At 71.0% G+C, this 14,797-nt stretch carries 16 protein-coding genes; 10 read left to right on the top strand and 6 right to left on the bottom strand.

From position 1 onward, the window contains the following. The first annotated feature begins 16 nt into the window (after positions 1-16). Positions 17-877 (top strand): Fpg/Nei family DNA glycosylase, encoded by an 861-nt coding sequence (locus ACIHCQ_RS18655; RefSeq protein ID WP_399663259.1) that lies wholly within the window; start codon positions 17-19, stop codon positions 875-877. Positions 878-886: 9 nt separating this feature from the next. Here the strand turns inward: ACIHCQ_RS18655 and ACIHCQ_RS18650 are convergent, their stop codons facing one another. Further along, positions 887-1,642 carry an anti-sigma factor family protein gene (locus ACIHCQ_RS18650; RefSeq protein WP_399663257.1) on the bottom strand — a complete coding sequence of 252 codons (756 nt, stop codon included), beginning with the start codon at positions 1,640-1,642 and terminating at the stop codon, positions 887-889. Positions 1,643-1,753: 111 nt separating this feature from the next. Between ACIHCQ_RS18650 and ACIHCQ_RS18645 the strand changes: the two genes are divergently transcribed. The 5 genes from ACIHCQ_RS18645 (at position 1,754) to ACIHCQ_RS18625 (ending at position 6,452) form a co-directional block, all read left to right on the top strand. Continuing rightward, positions 1,754-2,548 carry a LytR/AlgR family response regulator transcription factor gene (locus ACIHCQ_RS18645; protein WP_399663255.1) on the top strand — a complete coding sequence of 265 codons (795 nt, stop codon included), beginning with the start codon at positions 1,754-1,756 and terminating at the stop codon, positions 2,546-2,548. A 172-nt stretch (positions 2,549-2,720) separates the two neighbouring features. After that, a complete protein-coding gene (locus tag ACIHCQ_RS18640) occupies positions 2,721-2,978 on the top strand; it encodes a hypothetical protein (protein WP_399663253.1) in 258 nt (85 codons plus the stop codon). Positions 2,979-3,039: 61 nt separating this feature from the next. After that, positions 3,040-3,420 (top strand): hypothetical protein, encoded by a 381-nt coding sequence (locus ACIHCQ_RS18635; protein ID WP_399663251.1) that lies wholly within the window; start codon positions 3,040-3,042, stop codon positions 3,418-3,420. Positions 3,421-3,451: 31 nt separating this feature from the next. Further along, on the top strand, positions 3,452-5,191 hold the full coding sequence (locus tag ACIHCQ_RS18630) for a cation acetate symporter (protein ID WP_399663249.1): 1,740 nt from the start codon (positions 3,452-3,454) through the stop codon (positions 5,189-5,191). Positions 5,192-5,216: 25 nt separating this feature from the next. Next, positions 5,217-6,452, top strand: a complete 1,236-nt coding sequence (locus ACIHCQ_RS18625; RefSeq protein WP_399663247.1) for a sensor histidine kinase — start codon at positions 5,217-5,219, stop codon at positions 6,450-6,452. Positions 6,453-6,476: 24 nt separating this feature from the next. On the opposite strand, the gene ACIHCQ_RS18620 is transcribed toward ACIHCQ_RS18625, so the two are convergent. Both ACIHCQ_RS18620 and ACIHCQ_RS18615 read right to left on the bottom strand, forming a co-directional pair. Then, positions 6,477-7,004, bottom strand: a complete 528-nt coding sequence (locus ACIHCQ_RS18620; RefSeq protein ID WP_399663245.1) for a hypothetical protein — start codon at positions 7,002-7,004, stop codon at positions 6,477-6,479. Positions 7,005-7,258: 254 nt separating this feature from the next. Then, on the bottom strand, positions 7,259-7,801 hold the full coding sequence (locus ACIHCQ_RS18615) for a sigma-70 family RNA polymerase sigma factor (protein ID WP_399663243.1): 543 nt from the start codon (positions 7,799-7,801) through the stop codon (positions 7,259-7,261). Between the two features lie 330 nt (positions 7,802-8,131). Here ACIHCQ_RS18615 and ACIHCQ_RS18610 point away from each other — a divergent pair, with 330 nt between their 5' ends. Together ACIHCQ_RS18610 and ACIHCQ_RS18605 are read left to right on the top strand one after the other, a co-directional pair. Further along, the gene (locus ACIHCQ_RS18610) at positions 8,132-9,340 is read left to right on the top strand and encodes a CapA family protein (RefSeq protein WP_399663241.1); all 1,209 of its coding nucleotides are present in this window, start codon (positions 8,132-8,134) and stop codon (positions 9,338-9,340) included. Positions 9,341-9,626: 286 nt separating this feature from the next. Further along, positions 9,627-10,523 (top strand): polysaccharide deacetylase family protein, encoded by an 897-nt coding sequence (locus ACIHCQ_RS18605; protein WP_399663239.1) that lies wholly within the window; start codon positions 9,627-9,629, stop codon positions 10,521-10,523. Positions 10,524-10,542: 19 nt separating this feature from the next. Here the strand turns inward: ACIHCQ_RS18605 and ACIHCQ_RS18600 are convergent, their stop codons facing one another. Both ACIHCQ_RS18600 and ACIHCQ_RS18595 read right to left on the bottom strand, forming a co-directional pair. After that, positions 10,543-11,196: a class F sortase gene (locus tag ACIHCQ_RS18600; RefSeq protein ID WP_399663238.1), complete on the bottom strand. Its 654-nt coding sequence runs from the start codon at positions 11,194-11,196 to the stop codon at positions 10,543-10,545. A gap of 330 nt (positions 11,197-11,526) precedes the next feature. Continuing rightward, on the bottom strand, positions 11,527-12,234 hold the full coding sequence (locus ACIHCQ_RS18595; protein WP_399663236.1) for a hypothetical protein: 708 nt from the start codon (positions 12,232-12,234) through the stop codon (positions 11,527-11,529). Positions 12,235-12,417: 183 nt separating this feature from the next. Here ACIHCQ_RS18595 and ACIHCQ_RS18590 point away from each other — a divergent pair, with 183 nt between their 5' ends. Then, on the top strand, positions 12,418-12,573 hold the full coding sequence (locus ACIHCQ_RS18590; RefSeq protein ID WP_399663234.1) for a hypothetical protein: 156 nt from the start codon (positions 12,418-12,420) through the stop codon (positions 12,571-12,573). Between the two features lie 74 nt (positions 12,574-12,647). Here ACIHCQ_RS18590 and ACIHCQ_RS18585 read toward each other — a convergent pair whose 3' ends face one another. Then, the gene (locus tag ACIHCQ_RS18585) at positions 12,648-13,181 is read right to left on the bottom strand and encodes a hypothetical protein (RefSeq protein ID WP_399663232.1); all 534 of its coding nucleotides are present in this window, start codon (positions 13,179-13,181) and stop codon (positions 12,648-12,650) included. 456 nt (positions 13,182-13,637) lie between these two features. Between ACIHCQ_RS18585 and ACIHCQ_RS18580 the strand changes: the two genes are divergently transcribed. Further along, positions 13,638-14,633: an SCO0930 family lipoprotein gene (locus ACIHCQ_RS18580; RefSeq protein ID WP_399663231.1), complete on the top strand. Its 996-nt coding sequence runs from the start codon at positions 13,638-13,640 to the stop codon at positions 14,631-14,633. The last annotated feature ends 164 nt before the right edge of the window (positions 14,634-14,797 follow it).

Here is a 14,797-nt window from a genome sequence, read left to right as displayed (position 1 = left end):
GCGCGACCCTGGACGCATGCCGGAGCTGCCCGAAGTCGAAGCTCTGCGAGAGTTCCTCGACGGCCATCTGGTGGGACGCGAGATCGCCCGAGTCCTGCCCGTGGCGATCAGCGTCCTCAAGACGTACGACCCGCCCCTGACCGCCGTCGAGGGCGCGGCGGTCACCGCCGTCGACCGGCACGGGAAGTGGCTCGACATCAGCGTGGGCGGGCTGCATCTCGTCACCCACCTCGCCCGCGCGGGCTGGCTCCACTGGAAGGACGAGTTCCCGGCCACGCCGCCCCGGCCGGGCAAAGGGCCGCTCGCGCTGCGTACTGTCCTGGCCGGTGGCGGCGGGTTCGACCTCACCGAGGCGGGCACCGCCAAGCGCCTCGCCGTCCATCTCGTACGCGACCCGGCCGAGGTGCCCGCCATCGCCCGTCTCGGCCCCGACCCGCTCGCCGACGACTTCGACCGTGACGCGTTCGCCGCACTGCTGGCGGGGGAGCGGCGGCAGATCAAGGGCGCGCTGCGCGACCAGAACCTGATCGCGGGCATCGGCAACGCGTACAGCGACGAGATCCTGCACGCCGCCAGGATGTCGCCGTTCAAGCCCGTGAAGAACCTGGACGAGGACGAGACCACCGCCCTGTACGAGGCGCTGCGCTCCACGCTGCGCGAGGCCGTCGAGCGCTCGCGCGGAGTCGCGGCGGGCCGCCTCAAGGCCGAGAAGAAGAGCGGTCTGCGCGTTCATGGGCGTACCGGTGAGCCGTGTCCCGTCTGCGGCGACACCATTCGCGAGGTGTCGTTCAGTGACTCCTCGCTCCAGTACTGCCCCACCTGTCAGACGGGCGGCAAACCGCTCGCCGACCGCAGGCTCTCCCGCCTGCTGAAGTAAAGTAACCGTCTACTTCAGGGTGAGGAGCGGCTGTCCGTCGACGGTCCTGACCTCCCAGCGGCCGATGTCGCCGCTCGGCAGATCCGTACCTCCCGCGAGGTCCAGCGGTTCCTCATGGCCCGCCGCCCCCGCGATCCCGTAGCCGCCGGTCGGCACCGCCCAACTGAGCACGGGGTGCTCGATGCCGTCCTTGCCGATGACGAACAGGCGGCATTTGCGCGGCCCGGTCAGGCCCGTGAGCCGCAGCGAGACCGACGTGCCCCAGGCCCGCTTCTCGGTCGTGGCGGACGCGGTGACACCGGTCCCGGCGTCCTTCGCCGCGATCCGCTGTGCCTGCGGCCCCTGCTGTCCCTGCCGTTCCTGCTGTCCCAGGAGGTCCTGAAGCGCCACCGTCGCCACGGGCAGGGCCACGATCAGCGCGGCGGCAGCGGCGACCAGCCGCAGCCGGCGCCTGCCGCTGCGCCGCCGCGTGACCGTCACCTCGTCGGTCAGCCGCTCCAGCAGCCGTGGCGAGGGCCGGGCGTCGACGCTCCCCGCACTCGCGATGTCGGCCAGCGAGGCGGCGGTGAAGGCGAAGTCGGAGAGTCGTACCGCGCAGCTGACGCACTCGGTCAGATGCTCCTCGAAGCGGTACGCGTCCTCGGGCTCAAGGACGCCCAGCGCATAGGCGGCCACGTCCTGGTGGCGCTCGCGCATACTCATGGGGGTCCCCTTCTCCTTCTTGATCGAGTGGCTGTTCTTACAGATCTCGTACGACCTGCTCACGGCCTGTCGTCCTGGAATACGCAGCGGGCCACCGCTCTGCTCAACCGTTTTGACTCATAGGTCAGCAGAGGCCCGTAGTCCCTGGATTCGAGGCCGCATACACTCCGTAACATGCTGCGTGTACTGGCTGTCGACGACGAGAAACCGGCACTCGAAGAGCTGCTCTACCTCCTCCGCTCCGACGCGCGGGTCAGAAGCGCGGAAGGGGCGACGGACGCCACCGAGGCGCTGCGCCGCATCAGCCGCGCGCTCGACTCGGGTCCGGACGGCGAGGACGGGATCGACGTCGTCTTCCTCGACATCCACATGGCCGGGCTCACCGGACTCGACGTGGCCAGGCTGCTCGCGGGCTTCGCCAGGCCGCCGCTGATCGTCTTCGTCACCGCGCACGAGGGCTTCGCCGTCCAGGCCTTCGATCTCAAGGCCGTCGACTATGTGCTCAAGCCGGTACGCAGGGAGCGGCTCGCCGAAGCCGTACGCAGGGTCCGCGACCTGGTCGTCTCCGGACCCCCCTTGCACACGCCCGCCTCGCACACGCCCGCGCAGAGCGACCCGCCGGGCGTCGTCGGCAGCGCGGAACAGATCCCCGTCGAACTGGGCGGCGTCACCCGCTTCGTCGCGATCGACGACATCGCCTACGTCGAGGCGCAGGGCGACTACGCCAGGCTCCACACCGACGACGGCAGCCATCTGGTGCGGATCCCGCTCTCCGCACTGGAGGAGCGCTGGGCCTCACGCGGTTTCGTACGGATACACCGCAGCCATCTCGTCGCCCTCGCCCGCATCGACGAACTGCGCCTGGACGCGGGGGCGACGACCGTCCGGGTGGGCGACGCCGAGCTCGCCGTCAGCCGCCGCCACACGCGGCAGCTGCGGGATCTGCTGATGCGCCACGCCAGAGGCTGAGCAGTTCTCCGGTGGTACCGGACGACCGTTCGACGGCCGGGCGGCGCCGTTCGTCGCCACGCCCGTGCCGTACAGCGACAGGCTTCCTCCACTGACAGAGCCGGGACCGGATTGGGCGGCTGCCGCCCGCGCCCGCCGCCTACCCTGATCGGGCACGGGGAGAAGGGTCCTGATGTCCGACATCGAAGCACTACTGGCAGAGCTGCGCAGCCTCCCGGAGACTCGGGTGTCCAGCGCCCGCGATCTTGAGGCACTGCTCGCCACGGTGAAGAGCGCCGCCGGCCGCTGGGCCGATGTCCTCTACGAGATCCAGCAATCGGCACAGGGACTCGTCGGCCCGCGTGCCGAAGCCGCCCTCGAAGTGGCCTTCCGCAGGGCCGAGGAGTCGTACGTCGAACTAGAGATCGCGCTGAGTGACTGCGCCAGGTAGCCCACCTGCGTAGACTCCACAGCCCGCGAGAGTTCGACGAGAGACGCTGGAGCGGACGACCATGCCCGCAGAGCAACGCCCCCGCCGTGAAGTCGTCACCGGAGTACCGCGCAGTGCCAGGCGGCCACCCGGGCATGCCCCCGCCCGTTCCGAGATCAGCGAGCAGACGACCCTGGGCGCCACCTACGTACGCTCCCTCATGCGCAGCCAGCTACGGGCCGCGCTCTACGCGCTGGGGACGCTCGCGCTGCTCGTCGGCTCGCTGCCGCTGCTCTTCGCGCTCCCGGCGGCCTTCGACGGCAGGCTCGCCACCCCTGAGCCCATCGTCTGGGCGGCCCTGGGTGTCGCGGTCTATCCCGTGATGTGGCTGACCGCCCGCTGGTATGTACGCCGGGCCGAGCGCAACGAAGAGGACTTCACCAGGCTGCTCGAAGGACGCTGACGGTGCCCGCATCGCGCGAGGCGGGTCCTCGGTGAACCAGACATACGCGGTGACCGCCGTCACCGTCGTGGTGCTCGCCACCGTGCTCATCGGCGCGCTGGGGCTGCGAATATCCCGTACCACCTCGGACTTCTACGTCGCATCGCGGACCGTGAAGCCCGGCCTCAACGCCGCCGCCATCAGCGGCGAGTATCTTTCGGCCGCCTCTTTCCTCGGGATCGCGGGCCTGGTGCTCCTCCAGGGCCCCGACATGCTCTGGTACCCCGTCGGCTACACCGCCGGCTACCTCGTCCTGCTGGTGCTCGTCGCCGCTCCGCTGCGCCGCTCCGGGGCGTACACCCTCTCCGACTTCGCCGAAGCCAGGCTGGAGTCGGCCGCGGTGCGCCGCCTCGCCAGTCTCTTCGTCGTCGGCATCGGCTGGCTGTATCTGCTGCCGCAGCTCCAGGGCGCCGGGCTGACCCTGGAGATCCTCACCGGCGCTCCCGACTGGGTGGGCGGCGTGGTCGTCGCCTTCGTCGTCACCGGGGCGGTCGCGGCGGGCGGCATGCGCTCGATCACCTTCGTGCAGGCCTTTCAGTACTGGCTCAAGCTCACCGCCCTGCTGGTGCCCGCGCTCTTCCTCGTCGCCGCCTGGTTCGGCGACGACGCGCCGCGGGCGCGCTTCGACGCGCCTACGCTCTTCCGCGAGCACACCGTCGTACGCGTCGACGACACAGTCCGTGTCGATCTCGAAGGCCCGCTCACGCTCGCCGTCTCCGGCGACATCGACGGCACGCGCCACGAGGAGCGGCAGGTCACCCTGGACAAGGGCACCCACCGCATCGCGGCGGGCACCACCCTGCGCTTTCCGCGGGGGGCCGAAGTGCCCGCGCGGGCGTCCTCGGGAAGCGATCCGTTCAGCTGGTCACAGCCGCTGTCGGGCGGCCGGGACGGCTACCACCTGTATGCGACGTACGGACTCATCCTCGCCACCTTCCTCGGCACGATGGGGCTCCCGCATGTCGCCGTCCGCTTCTACACCAGCCCCAACGGACGCGCCGCCCGCCGTACCACCCTGGTTGTCCTCGGCCTGATCGGCGCCTTCTATCTGCTGCCGCCCGTCTATGGCGCGCTCGGACGGATCTACGCGCCCGAGCTCGCCCTCACCGGGGACGCGGACGCCGCCGTCCTGGTGCTGCCCGAACGGATCATCGGCGGGCTCGGCGGGGACCTGCTGGGCGCGCTGCTCGCGGGCGGCGCGTTCGCGGCGTTCCTGTCCACGGCGTCCGGTCTTACCATGTCCGTCGCCGGGGTGATCACGCAGGATGTGCTGCCCTCGCGCGGCGTACGCCACTTCCGCCTCGCGACGCTCCTCGCCATGGCGGTGCCGCTCGCCGTGAGCATCGTGGCCACCAATGTGCCGGTCGCCGACGCGGTGGGGCTGGCGTTCGCCGTGTCGGCTTCGTCGTTCTGCCCGCTGCTGGTGCTCGGCATCTGGTGGCGCGGGCTGACCCCGCCGGGCGCCGGGGCGGGTCTGGTGACCGGTGGCGGGGCGGCGCTCACGGCCGTGATGGCCACCCGCGCGGGGGTCGCGCCCGAGGGCTGGCCGCATACGCTGATGGCCTGGCCCGCCCTGTGGTCGGTGCCGCTCGGCTTCACGACCATGGTGCTGGTGTCGCTGGCCACCAAGCGCCACATACCTCCCGGCGCCGCCGCGATCCTCGCGCGGCTGCATCTGCCGGAAGACCTCATCGGCAGACCGCAACCGCAGCCCGAAGGACAGCGCGAATGAGCGTAACGACGACCGGAAGCCGGACATGACCGGGACCGGACTGGCGGCGCTGGCCGCGGCGGGGGCGGTGCTGCTCGCCCTCGGCATCGCGCTGGGCATCGCGCTGGGCCGCCTCACCGCACGCCGGGGGGCCAGGCCCGACCTCGACCTCGGCACCCCCGTGGAACGGGCAACCTTCCACACCCTGCACACCGCTTCGCTCGCCGCGCCCCCGCTGCGCGCCGGTCTCACCGAGGACACCGCCCGCAAGGCCGCCCGCAGGCTGCGCTCCCTGCTCGGCACCGAGGCGCTCTGCCTGACCGACCGCGCGTCCGTGCTCGCCTGGGACGGCCCCGGCGGAGACCACCACGAGCAGCGGGTGATGGTCCGCGTCGCGGAGATGCTGGACTCCGGCCGCAGCCAGAGCGTGCACACCGAGTGCGAGGACCTGGAGTGCCCGCTGCGGTGGGCCGTGATCGCCCCGCTGACGGGCGAGGAAGGGGTGCTCGGCGCGCTCGTCGCCTACGGCTCGCGGGAGTCGGCCGTACTGGTGCGGGCCGCGACCGAAGTGGCCCGCTGGGTCTCCGTACAGCTGGAACTGGCCGAGCTCGACCGGTCCCGTACCCGGCTGATCGAGGCGGAGATCCGCGCCCTGCGCGCCCAGATCTCACCGCACTTCATCTTCAACTCGCTCGCCGCGATCGCCTCCTTCGTCCGCACCGACCCCGAGCGCGCCCGCGAACTGCTCCTGGAGTTCGCCGACTTCACCCGCTACTCCTTCCGCAGGCACGGCGACTTCACCACGCTCGCCGACGAGCTGCGGTCCATCGAGCAGTACCTGGCGCTCGCCGGTGCCCGCTTCGGCGACCGGCTCAAGGTGACCCTCCAGGTGGCGCCGGAAGTGCTGCCGGTGACCGTGCCGTTCCTGTGTCTGCAACCGCTGGTCGAGAACGCCGTCAAGCACGGCTTGGAGGACTCCAGGAACGAGTGCCGCGTCACCATCGCGGCGCGGGACGCCGGGGCCGAGGCCATGGTGACCATCGAGGACGACGGCGTGGGAATGGACCCGGCGGTGCTGCGGAGGATCCTCGCGGGGGAGCGGACGCAGAACTCCGGCATCGGGCTCTCCAATGTGGACGAGCGGATGCGCCAGGTGTACGGGGACGAGCACGGGCTGGTCATCGAGACGGGCATCGGCGCGGGTACGAAGATCACGATCCGGATCCCGAAGTACCGGGCGGGGGTGCACTCCTCGTCCGGCCGCCGCGCCACCGGCGCGTAGCGCCGCCTGATCAATGCTGCGTGATCAATAGAGGTGGATGGCCAGATGGCACAGCGGTAGGCCCAGCTGCCAGGCCGGGGTCCATATCTGCGCGCGCTCGTCCACCGTCATATCCATACGGGTGGGGTCGGCGGGCGCCCACGGCCCGCTGTCGCCGAGATCGGCGGCGAGCAGCTCCGTCCGCCGGAGCCAGCCCCACGCGTCGCGCGCCAGCGCGAGATCCACATCGGCCGCGCCGTCGAGCCCGCGCTCCCGCTCCTCCCGGACGGCGAGCCGCTCCTGCGCCCACTCCTGCCAGGGATGGCCGTACGTGGTGAGGGTCAGCCACTCGTCGATCCGGGAGACCACCCGTACACCCGCGAGTTCCTCCGCGCTGTCGCACAGATAGATGGTGAGCGCCAGGGTGTGTCTGCCCGCCCGGTACTCGAGCGAGTCGCACTCCACGAGGGCGGCCGTACGAAGCATCTCGTCGGCTATGTACTCGGCACAGAGCCATGCCATGGGGACCGCCAGCGCGCCTCCGCTGGTTCCGTTCGTACTCTCGGGCTGCACTTTCCCACCTTCTTTCCGACGACTGCGTATGCCGACATGACGACGAGCTTTCACCGTCAAACACGGTTGGGGGCCCCTCTTTACTCAACTTGAGCGTGAGGTTTCGCATACGGTCACTTCTGTTCCGGTGCCGCAGGGAGACCAGGTCATCCCCGGGGCTGCCGGTGCGGAAGTGACGCTCGCCGGTCGGGCGGTCGGGCGGTCGGGCGGTCGGGCGACGGTCGGGCGACGGCCGGATACGAGCCGCGGCCGCGTCACGCCGCGGCGGTGGCCCTGGCATAGCCGGGCAGACAGCGGGCGAGCGCCCGCAGCGCGTAGTACGAACGCGATTTCACCGTGCCCGGCGGTATCCCGAGCGTCTGGGCGGCCTCGTTCACGCTCAGCCCGTGGAAGTAGATCTGCACGAGCACCGCGCGGTGCTCGGGGCTCAGCGAATGGACGGCCGCGCGGACGTCGAGCGCCGCGACGGCGCTCTCCGTGATGTCCGCCGGGTCCGGGGTGGTGGCCAGGACCCCGTCGCCGATCTCGGTGGGCCGGGCCAGCCGGGACCGGCGGGCGTCGATCGCGAGGCGGCGCCCGACCGTGAAGAGCCACGGCCGCATGGACTCGTACGGGGCGTCGAACGCCTCGGGGTGCTGCCAGGCGCGTACGAGCGTCTCCTGCAGCAGATCCTCGGCGCGTTGCTGGTCTCCGTAGGTCAGGCCGAGCAGAAAGCTCAACAGGGCGGGCCCGTGGTCACGCTGTAGCTCCGCCAAAGCCCGCTCGTCGGTCGTCGCGGTCGCGGTTGCCGTCGCCATTGTCAACACCCTTTCGCGCTGAGATCGCTGCCACGTGGCGTATACGAACGCATTCGGGCGCGAAGGGACAGACGGTGCGCCATTGTCTTCGGCGAGCGGTCGCACGGCGCGACGAATGGTGCGGTGAACGGTCGGCCGGAGCCGACCTGAGGTCGAGGTGGGCTCGACCCCGGGTCGGGCGCGGCCAACTGGAGCAGTTGGCTCCGTCTCAGTGACTATGTCGGCTTTGTCGCTTGACTCGATCCGGCCCTCCCTGTGAATTCGAATTGTCGTATTTATGCGTCATATTCTTTTCGTTCTGAATTCACCGCATTGCCAGGGAGCCGACCGATGACACAGCGCACGCGCCAGGAAGCGGTGGCCCTCGGCGTCGCCGCCGTACTGCTCGGAACAGCGGCGGCGGGCTGCGCCGGGCAGCAGGACCGGGCCGCCGACCGCCAGGAGTCCGGGAGCCCGGACGCCTCCGCGGCCGGCGGCTCCGGCGCGGCGCGTGCCTTCACGCTGGTCGCCAGCGGTGACGTGCTCCCGCACGCCTCCGTCATCAAACAGGCCAAGGCGGACGCGCGCATGGACGTGGGCGGCGACGACTATGACTTCCGGCCGATGCTCGCCGGCGTCAAGCCGGTCGTCTCGCGGGCCGATCTGGCGATCTGTCACATGGAGACGGTCTACGGAGAGAACGGGAACTACACCGGCTACCCCACCTTCAAATCCCCGCCGCAGGTCGCGAAGGCGCTGGCCGCCACCGGCTACGACGCCTGCTCCACGGCCTCCAACCACACGCTGGACGACGGAGCCGCCGGAGTACGCCGCACCCTGGACGCCCTCGACACGGCGGGCATCAAGCACGCGGGCTCCGCCCGCAGCGCCGCCGAGGCCGCGCGCCCCGCGCTGCTGCGGGCGGGCGGCGCGAAGGTCGCCCAGCTGGCCTACACGTATGGCACCAACGGGTATCCGCTGCCCGCCGGGGAGCCCTGGGCGGTCAACCTCATCGATGAGGAGAGGATCGTCGCCGATGCCCGCGCCGCCCGCAGGGCGGGTGCGGATGTCGTCGTGGTCAGCCTGCACTGGGGCACGGAGTGGCAGCCCGAGCCCGACCGGCGGCAACTGCGGCTCGGCAGGAGCCTGACCGCCGCTGCCACGGAGGGCCGCCCCGACATCGACCTGATCCTCGGCACGCACGCCCATGTTCCGCAGGGGTACGAGAAGGTCAACGGCACCTGGGTCGTCTACGGCATGGGTGACCAGATCGCGGGGCCGATGGTCAACCACTCGGGGGCCGAGGACCCGCGAGGCAACCAGAGCTCCATCGGCCGCTTCACCTTTCAGCCGCCGGCTCGGGAGGGGCGGCGGTGGACGGTGACGAAGGCGGAGTTCATCCCGCAGTGGATGGACACGGGCGCCGGGCGTGTCGTCAATCTGCCGGCGGAGCTGCGCCGGGACCCGGGGAGGGCGGAGTATCGCGACGCGCAGTCGGCGATTCGCGCGGTGGTGCTCAGTCGGGGGGCGGGGCGGCAGGGGCTCACCATGGGCCGCTGAACGGTGCGGGTCTCGCCGGCGGCGCCAGCCTGGCCTACGCCGCGGGTGGCGCCTGCGGCGGGCCTGTTCCCCACCCCGCCCTTTCCCGTAACTGGGGGCTCCGCCCCCAGGCCCCCGGTCCTCAATCGCCGGACGGGCTTGAGTTGCCGGTGGCCCGGCACTTCAAGCCCCGCCGGCGATTGAGGCGCTGGGGGTCCCGGCAGGCCGCTGCTCCCATGGGGTGGTTTCGCCCACGCGGCCGGTGTGGGGAAGGCACCCCGAGCCGCAGCCATGCGAGCAGTTAGTCATGAAAAAGGATCAGACGACTCCGGCGCGGCGGAACCTCCTCCGGATCGCCGCCTGCCTCGGTGGGGCCGCCGCCGGCCTGGTCGTCGGCGAGTGGGTGCAGACCTCCGGCGGCACTCCCGGCGGCACTCCCGGCAGAACGACCGCCCCGCGCCCGGCAGGAAGCCCCCGCCCGGCCGTTGTCTCCGGACCGGCGGGGCCGCCCGCTGTCGCGGGGGGCCTGCCGGTCAGGGCCTCGGCCCACCGGCTGCGCCCCATGACCGCGTACGCCACGCCCGGATTCCGCCCGGCGATTCCGCCCGTGCGCCGGCGCCCCTTCCTCCGGATGGCGCAGGCGGGCCGGACCATGGTGCTCACGTTCGATGACGGGCCGGACCCGCGCTACACCCCTGGCATCCTGTCCACGCTGCGCGCGTACGAGGCGCGCGCGATGTTCTTCGTATGCGGCGAGCTGGCCACCGTCCACCGTGATCTGCTCCGCGAGATGATCGACGACGGCCATGTGGTCGGCAATCACTCCTGGTCCCACCCGCTGATCCCCCGGCTCCCGCCGTCCGGGATCCGCGATGAGCTGGGCCGTACCAGCGAGGTGATCGAACAGGTGCTGGGCGCGCCGCCCCTCTGGTACCGCGCCCCCTTCGGCGCCTGGAACAAGCACTCCTTCGAGATCGGCGCGCAGCTCGGCATGGAGCCGCTCGCCTGGACCGTGGACTCCCTCGACTGGCAGAGCCCGGGCACCGGGGCCATCGTCCGGCGCGTGCTGGACGGCGCGGGGCCGGGCGTCGTCGTCCTCTCGCACGATGCGGGCGGCGAGCGCTCGCAGAGCGTCGCGGCGCTGCGCCGCTATCTGCCCAGCCTGATCGACGCCGGATACCGCATCACCGTTCCGCGCGGCTGAGCGGAGACGGTGATCCTGATCAGGCGGTCTTGACCATCCGCGCGAACACGACGACGTTCCCCTGGTAGCCGTTCGACTGTGAGTAGCCGCCGCCGCAGGTGATCACGCGCAGCTCCGCCCGGCCGTTGTCGCCGTACACACGGGCGCCGGGGAACTCCTCCTTGGAGAACACCTCGACGCCGTAGACCTCGAAGACCGCGGTACGGCCGTCGAAGCGGGCCACCTCGATGCGCTGCCCCTTGGTGAGAGAGCCGAGGCCGTAGAAGACGGCCGGTCCCGACTGGTTGTCGACATGGCCGACGACGACCGCCGTGCCGCGCTGCCCGGGGGAGATGCCGTTCTGGTACCACCCGGCGATATTGGGATCCTGACCCGGCGGCGCCTCGATCCACCCCTCCGGGTCCAGACCCACGTCCACGACCGGCGCGTCGACCTTGATCGACGGGATCTTCACGCGCGCCACAGGGGCGTACGGAAGTGTCCGCAGGGACGCCGGCGGGGCGAACACCTCGCCGTCGGGGCGGTTCAGTGAGGCGGCCGCCGCGGGCTGGGGCGGTCCCAGGCCCACATCCACGCCGTTCCTCATCAGGGCGATCCCAGTGAGCATGATGAGAGCCAGCACGCCCCAGGGCGAGCGTTTCCTCGGCTCCGAGCCGGTGTAGTCCTCGCCCATGATTCTCCTGATTCTCTTTCGTCCGGGTTGTGCAGTCACGCTAAGTGCGCATCGCGGAGGCGGCGAGAAGGGAGAGGCGAACGGGTGGCGGTGGTCTGTGGTGATGGCCCATCCGAGTAATCGGGCAGATAAAATTTCTGACGGTCTGTGACCTGCGGGTCCGTCAGGTCGCTCGGCGCGTCGGCGGCGTGTCGCCTCACTGGGGTGGACCAGCGCCGAAATGCATCGAATCACCGGCCCAGTGAGGGTTCGTCATGGAAGGCGTACTCGTCGAATTTCCCGGAGCGCCGCTTTGGGGCGTCTTCCATAGGAGGTTCCACGATGCGTGCTTCACGCGCTCTCGCAGTGGCCGCCACCGCCTGCGTGGCCTTTGGGCTCTCTGGCCCGTCGGCCGTCGCGGGCGGCGACGTTCCCCGGCCGGCCGGTGGCGACGGCCAGAACGCCGGAGGCGGCGATGGCGGCCAGAACGGCGGTGGTGGTGGCGGTGGCGGCCAGAACGGCGGTGGTGGTGGCGGTGGCGGCCAGAACGGCGGTGGTGGTGGCGGTGGCGGCCAGAACGCCGGAGGCGGCGGTGACGGTGGTCGGCCCGCTGGTGGTGATGGCGGCGGTGGCGGCGACGGTGGCCGGCCCGGTGGTGGTGGCGGCGGTGACGGTGGCGGTGGCCGGCCCGGTGGTGGTGGCGGTGACGGCGGCGGTGGCGGCGACGGTGGCCGACCCGCTGGTGGCGGTGACGGCGGCGGTGGCGGCGACGGTGGCCGGCCCGGTGGTGGTGGCGGTGACGGCGGCGGTGGCGGTGGCCGACCCGCTGGTGGCGGTGATGGCGGTGATGGCGGCGGTGGCGGCGACGGTGGCCGACCCGCTGGTGGCGGTGATGGCGGCGGTGGCGGTGGCGACGGTGGCCGGCCCGGCGGTGGAGGTGACGGTGGAGGTGACGGTGGAGGTGACGGTGGTGGCGACGGCCGGCACGGCAACGCCATCCACGTCACCATCAACCCGCGCTCGGTCCACCAGGGCGGTGCCCTCACCATCACGGTCCACGGCTGCTCCCGGGGAGCTTCGGCCACGTCCAGCGCCTTTGCGCACGCCGAACTCACCCCGGGCCGCGGCGGTGTCTCGACCGGTGTCGCGCGGATCTACAACAACGCGTCGCCGGGTCACTACACCCTCACCGTCACCTGTCGGCAGAACCCGGGATCGGCGACGGCGACCACCAACTTCACCGTGCTTGCCGCCCGGGGCGCGCTCGGCGGCCTCGGCGGTTCGATCGGCCCGAGCAGCATCGAGATGGCGGTCGGCGCCGGGCTCGCGGCCACGGCGGCCATCGGCGGCGGTGTCTTCATCGCCCGTCGCCGCCGCTCGATCAGCGGCAAGGCCTGACCGGCCGAACGAACGAACCTCCAGACCGCTCGTCGCCCCGAGTCCCGGCCAGGACTCGGGGCGACGAGCGGTTCTCAGTGCTGACGGTTCTCGGAGCGCCTGCGTACGGCATAGACGGTGCCGGTGGCCGCGACCAGGACCAGCGCGGTGCCCGCGGCGAGCTCCTCGGCGCTCACCTGGTGCATGCTGCCGCCCAGACCGCCCCTGACCGCCCCGGGCGAGGCGAGGGTGGTGGAGCTGATGGTCGCGGTGGCCCTGCCGCCGCCCGCGATGGTGAGGTCGAACGTCCCTCGCTGCGATCCGCAGGCGAACTGCACCGAATACACGGCCCCCGGCCTGGCGTCCGAGTCGATCACGGCAGTCGCCGAGGTGCCCGCGCTGATGGTGACGGCGTCGAAGACGCCGGATGTGGCGGTCGCCGTGGTGGTGCATCCGCTGGCGGACAGGGTGACCCGGCCGCCCGGCGAGACCGTCGAGGGGATGACGGTGAAGAAGGGCTGCGTCACTCTGCTGTCGTTGGCCGCGGCGGCGGTGGAAGCGGTGGGGGCGGTAAATGCGAGTGAGGCCACTCCCAGCAGAGCGGCGGATGCGACACGTATCGCGCGCATGATGAGCCTCCGGTCTCCGAGGGGCAGCTGCGGAACCCATTTCCGCACATGTCAGGGATTGCACCTCGATGCACCGGAAACGCTAGGAGCGACATCCGCCGCCCGCGATCCCTGTCGCGCGAATGGGGGACCGTCGTACGCCGGACGGGGGACAGCGTGGGCGTGTCGCGGCGTCGGTTGCTGCACGACCACTTCGGTTCTCTGGGGTGGTTGAGCAGGTGAGTAACCAGCGGAGCCTCCGGGGGAGATGCGATTCAGCCATTCTCGGATTGGGGCAATTCCCCCGGAGAAAGTGCGATTTCGGCGGTTCGCGTCGGCGGTTCGCAGTGCGGTTCCGGTGTGGCTCCGAAGTTTTTTTCCCATGCGTTGAACGCAGCCCTCCCTCCTGTCCGTACCTAGGACCAACAACCGGCGCGCTGGCGTCGCATCAGGATCGATGGACAACATGGAGTGGACATGAACACCTGGCGTAACGCTTCGCTCGCGGTGACTGCGGCGGCCGTACTCACGCTGACGACGGCGTGCGGTCAGGAGAAGGGATCGGAGAACCCCAACGGGCAGGCGGTCGGCGTCGCCAATCCCGCCGGGCAGCCCGCGGACAGCGGTTATGGCGCCGACGTGGGAGCCGGTGCCGCCGCTCAGGGTGCCGCCGCCGTCGCGAAGCCCGCCGGTCAGCTGGCCGTCCTGGACAGCCAGGAACTCGGCCAGGTAGTGACCGACAGTGCGGGCATGACCCTCTACCGCTTCGACAAGGACACGGCCAGCCCGCCGAAGTCGAACTGCGTGGACGACTGTGCGACGGCCTGGCCGGTCGTCTCCGCGGGCGGCGCCTCGGCGGCCCCCGGCACCGACGCCTCCCTGATCGGCGAGGTCACCCGCGCCGACGGCACCAAGCAGCTCACCATCGGCGGCTGGCCGATGTACCGCTACGCCAAGGACACCAAGCCCGGTGAGACCAAGGGCCAGGGCGTCGGCGGCACTTGGTACGCGTCAGCGCCCGACGGCAAGAAGGCCAGCGGCGGCGCGGAAGACGCCGAGGCCGGCGGCGGCGAGGACGCGGCAGCCCCCGCTGACCAGGCCGGACTCTCCGTCCGCAAGGACCCGAAGCTGGGTGACATCGTCGTCGACAAGAACGGTATGACGGTCTACCGCTTCGAGAAGGACTCCGCCTGGCCCATGAAGACGGCCTGCCTCGACGACTGCCTCAAGAAGTGGCCGGTCGTCGCCCCTGTCGACGCGAGCGACATGGAAGGCATCGTCGTTCCCAAGGAGAAGGGCAGGGGCAACGTCGTCTTCAACCGTCCCGACGGGCTCAAGCAGCAGACCATCGACTGCTGGCCGATGTACACGTTCGCCGGTGACAAGAAGCCCGGTGACACCAACGGTCAGGGCGTCGGCGGCACTTGGTACGCGATGTCCCCCGAGGGGAAGATGGTCGGAGCGCCGAAGTAGTCCCCACGCCGCGCTCCGGTCCACCGGCCCGTCTCACGCCCCCCGCGTGAGGCGGGCCGGTTGTTCTATGCCACTGGCGTGTGACCAAGAACGGACCGCTATTTTCCGTTTGGGCTCGCTCTCTTGGCGGTCGATCAGTAGCCTCGGCTCGAACAACTGGCCAT

Source organism: Streptomyces sp. NPDC052236 (assembly GCF_044548015.1).
GTDB lineage: Bacteria > Actinomycetota > Actinomycetes > Streptomycetales > Streptomycetaceae > Streptomyces.
Note: the sequence above shows the minus strand (reverse complement) of the source record. Positions and strands in the feature narration are given on the sequence as shown.

What these genes read in the sequence shown, in the direction of transcription:
- ACIHCQ_RS18600 (WP_399663238.1), bottom strand. Translation starts at nt 11,196, where the DNA reads ATGGGCGAGGACTACACCGGCTCGGAGCCGAGGAAACGCTCGCCCTGG.
- ACIHCQ_RS18635 (WP_399663251.1), top strand. Translation starts at nt 3,040, where the DNA reads ATGCCCGCAGAGCAACGCCCCCGCCGTGAAGTCGTCACCGGAGTACCG.
- ACIHCQ_RS18645 (WP_399663255.1), top strand. Translation starts at nt 1,754, where the DNA reads ATGCTGCGTGTACTGGCTGTCGACGACGAGAAACCGGCACTCGAAGAG.
- ACIHCQ_RS18615 (WP_399663243.1), bottom strand. Translation starts at nt 7,801, where the DNA reads ATGGCGACGGCAACCGCGACCGCGACGACCGACGAGCGGGCTTTGGCG.
- ACIHCQ_RS18605 (WP_399663239.1), top strand. Translation starts at nt 9,627, where the DNA reads ATGAAAAAGGATCAGACGACTCCGGCGCGGCGGAACCTCCTCCGGATC.
- ACIHCQ_RS18580 (WP_399663231.1), top strand. Translation starts at nt 13,638, where the DNA reads ATGAACACCTGGCGTAACGCTTCGCTCGCGGTGACTGCGGCGGCCGTA.
- ACIHCQ_RS18640 (WP_399663253.1), top strand. Translation starts at nt 2,721, where the DNA reads ATGTCCGACATCGAAGCACTACTGGCAGAGCTGCGCAGCCTCCCGGAG.
- ACIHCQ_RS18655 (WP_399663259.1), top strand. Translation starts at nt 17, where the DNA reads ATGCCGGAGCTGCCCGAAGTCGAAGCTCTGCGAGAGTTCCTCGACGGC.
- ACIHCQ_RS18610 (WP_399663241.1), top strand. Translation starts at nt 8,132, where the DNA reads ATGACACAGCGCACGCGCCAGGAAGCGGTGGCCCTCGGCGTCGCCGCC.
- ACIHCQ_RS18625 (WP_399663247.1), top strand. Translation starts at nt 5,217, where the DNA reads ATGACCGGGACCGGACTGGCGGCGCTGGCCGCGGCGGGGGCGGTGCTG.
- ACIHCQ_RS18585 (WP_399663232.1), bottom strand. Translation starts at nt 13,181, where the DNA reads ATGCGCGCGATACGTGTCGCATCCGCCGCTCTGCTGGGAGTGGCCTCA.